The sequence below is a fragment of the Clostridium malenominatum genome, from assembly GCF_039521365.1.
Classification (GTDB): Bacteria; Bacillota; Clostridia; order Clostridiales; family Clostridiaceae; genus Clostridium_AW; species Clostridium_AW malenominatum.
Genome location: NZ_BAAACF010000005.1, coordinates 1 through 3248 on the forward strand (window position 1 = coordinate 1; position 3248 = coordinate 3248).

The 3248-nt window shown below is 28.5% G+C and carries 3 protein-coding genes and 1 tRNA gene; 2 read left to right on the forward strand and 2 right to left on the reverse strand.

Annotated elements, in window-relative coordinates; genetic code table 11:
• Positions 1-384 precede the first annotated feature (384 nt).
• Both cls and ABDZ69_RS14320 read left to right on the forward strand, forming a co-directional pair.
• Entirely contained in the window at positions 385-1824 is a 1440-nt protein-coding gene (gene cls / locus ABDZ69_RS14315; protein WP_425544660.1) for a cardiolipin synthase, read from the forward strand.
• Positions 1825-1878: 54 nt separating this feature from the next.
• Positions 1879-2487, forward strand: a complete 609-nt coding sequence (locus ABDZ69_RS14320) for a uracil-DNA glycosylase (protein WP_343770698.1) — start codon at positions 1879-1881, stop codon at positions 2485-2487.
• Positions 2488-2502: 15 nt separating this feature from the next.
• Here the strand turns inward: ABDZ69_RS14320 and ABDZ69_RS14325 are convergent, their stop codons facing one another.
• Positions 2503-2967, reverse strand: coding sequence for a hypothetical protein (locus tag ABDZ69_RS14325; RefSeq protein WP_343770699.1), 465 nt, complete (start codon positions 2965-2967; stop codon positions 2503-2505).
• A gap of 131 nt (positions 2968-3098) precedes the next feature.
• Positions 3099-3174: transfer RNA gene (locus tag ABDZ69_RS14330), tRNA-Lys, on the reverse strand.
• Positions 3175-3248 lie beyond the last annotated feature (74 nt).

Genomic DNA, 3248 nt, shown 5'->3' on the forward strand with positions numbered 1-3248 from the left:
TTTATCATCCATTATTTTGATTCTTTAAAGAATCGACTGGCTTAATGTACTCTGTTTAATTTTCAAAGACCAATAATTTTCATTAGTGTATAAATTATATCTTATAATTTTCACTTTGTCAACATTTTTTATCGTCTCTTTTATTTTTATCTTTTTTTCCGACGACATTTGTTATTCTATCATAATTAGATATCATATTATTATTAAAATATCCTAATATATGATATTAGACTACTATTACTTTCATTATCTCTTTATTGCTCATTATTATTATTAATGATACACTAGAATAAGTTGCTAGTTAACATTATTTCATTATATAATTTACGCTAATTGTTTCATAATATAAATATATATTTATTAATTATATAAGGAGGTTTTATTATTTTAAGAAGTATCGGAGTTTTTTTATCAACATTAATATTTGTAAATACATTATCAGTTATTATAATTGTCTTACTAGAAAGAAAACGTCCCGAAAAAACCATAGCATGGCTTTTAGTTATAGTTTTATTGCCTCCTATTGGATTATTTCTATATATATTTTTGGGGAGAGATTGGAAGTTCCATAGACTTAATAAAGATTTTTCTCCTAAAATAAAAGAATTAATAAATAAAGTTATAAATAAAATTGACAATCCAGACTATATACCTCTTATTGAATTGCTTGGACAAAACAGTGAATCACCCTTGTTTATATATAACGATATAACTATATTTAAGGATGGATATGAAAAATTTAAAGCGTTAAAAAAAGAAATAGAAAACGCCAATTACCATATACATTTAGAATATTATATAATCAAAAATGACAGAATAGGTAATGAGATAAAAAATTTACTTATAAAAAAATCTCATCAAGGTGTAAAAGTAAGATTTATTATTGATAGAGTAGGCTCCATTAAACTTAGTAAAGAGTACTTAAGTGAAATGATTGCTGCTGGAATAGATGTTGTAGAGTATTCATATTTTTTAGCACCCTTAGTTAGAAAAATCAATACACAAATTAATTATAGAAATCATAGAAAAATTGTTATAATTGACGGAAAGGTAGGCTTTATTGGAGGTATTAATATTGGAGATGAGTATCTAGGAAATAGTAAGCTAGGCTATTGGCGAGATACTCATCTTATGATAAAAGGTGATTTTGTCTTGGGACTTCAAGGGGTTTTTATAGATGATTTTTTAACTATAAAAGAGGCTAACAATGATAACGTAACCCTAGAGGAAGACGATTTTTTTTCATGTTTTCCTAAAATAGATAACAAGGACTCTAGCATAATGCAATTGATAAAAAGTGGTCCTGACTCTCCATACCCTGCTATAATGCAAGCTATGTTAAAAATGATTACAATGGCTAAAGAGAGTATATATATCACTACTCCGTATTTCGTTCCACCAGAATCTATTATGGACGCTCTTAAGATTGCCTTATTAAGCGGAGTCGATGTAAGAATTTTATTTCCTGGTAAATATGATCACTTTACTGTATATTATGCTTCTAAAACTTATTTAGCAGAACTGATAAGATGTGGTGCTAAAGTATATTTATATGATGCTGAAAGCTTTATACATTCAAAAGTCATGACTATAGATGGAAAGATTTCTACAGTAGGAACTGCTAATATGGATATACGTAGTTATGAATTAAACTATGAAATAAATGCTGTCATATATAATAAAAACGTAACTGAAAAATTAAATGATTTGTTTCTTGAAGATTTGAAGGTTAGCAAAATGCTCACTGAAAAAGATTATGATTCTACGCCGTTTTTAACTAAATCTATAGAAGCAGTTGCTAGACTTTTTTCAGCATTATTATAGCATTAAATAAAAAATAATTGGAGGATAAGAAAGCTCCGCCTTTCTTAAACAAATATGAATATAGAAGAACGTTTATCATTAATGAAAGAAAAAATAAAAGAAATAAGCGAAAGTTATACCGAAGAATCTATAGGAGGTTGGATTACAGGTAATGGTCCTGTGCCTTGCAAAATATTATTCATAGGTGAAGCTCCCGGAAAAACAGAAGTAGAATCTGGTGAACCTTTTGTAGGTATGGCCGGTAAAAACTTCGAACATTATTTAAATTTAGTAGGGCTTAATAGAGATAATATTAGAATTACAAATGCTTGCTATTTTAGACCCATAAAAATTAAAGAAAGCGTTTCAGGAAAACCCTCTATAAGTAATAGAAGTCCAAAGTCCTCTGAAATTAAATTATTCACAGACATATTAAATGAAGAGATTAACTTAGTTGATCCTAAGTTAATAATTACACTAGGCAACACCCCCTTAAAGACCATTACAGATTTTAACTCTATTGGAGAGTGTCATGGAAATCTTATTTTAAGTACTAAAATCAATAGAAATGTTTTTCCAATGTATCACCCTTCATCTTTAATTTATAATAGAAGCAATGAATTTAAAGATATGTACTTACAAGATTGGCATAAATTAAAAGAGGTCTTAAAAAATTTAATCTAAGACCTCTTTCTCGTATTACTTTATTATGTCTTCTTCAATTTTAGGCTCTTCAAAATTGCAAATATTACCTTCACAATTTGCAACTATTTCATCTTCACAACAGCAGCAATCATCTTCCTCATCATTTTCTTCACCATACTCTTCTTCACTATCTTCGTATTCTTTATTATTTTTTATATCTTCAATCTTTTCCTTAATTTCCTTAATGTTATTATTTGAATTCTCTATTTCCTTACAAGGTTTTTCTAAATCTAAATCTACAGCTTCTCCATTTGCATATTTTTCAAAAACCATTTCTCCAATTTCTCTATATAGTTTTTCTATGTTGTTTTTTTCTGTAGATACACTTAAATTTAACTTAGATATTTCAACTATTTCCCCTGATTTTTTAGCTACCGTAGCCGCTCCTTCTCCTACAGTTTTAACTATTTTAGAAAATCCTGAAGTTAAGTTCTCTCTTATATTTTCTTTAAATGCCATATAAACCCCTCCAATTTTGAATATTTTTACTATTTAAATAAGTATATTATACCATATTGTTGTTAAATTAATATGTATATATATGAAATTATTTGTAACAAAAAAACCCTACCACTTAATGTGATAGGGTTTGGTGACTCACCGGGGAATCGAACCCCGGACAACCTGATTAAAAGTCAGGTGCTCTACCGACTGAGCTAGTGAATCATAATCAACCTGGCGACGACCTACTTTCCCACAAGGCTGCCCTTGTAGTATCATCGGCGCTATGAAGCTTAACC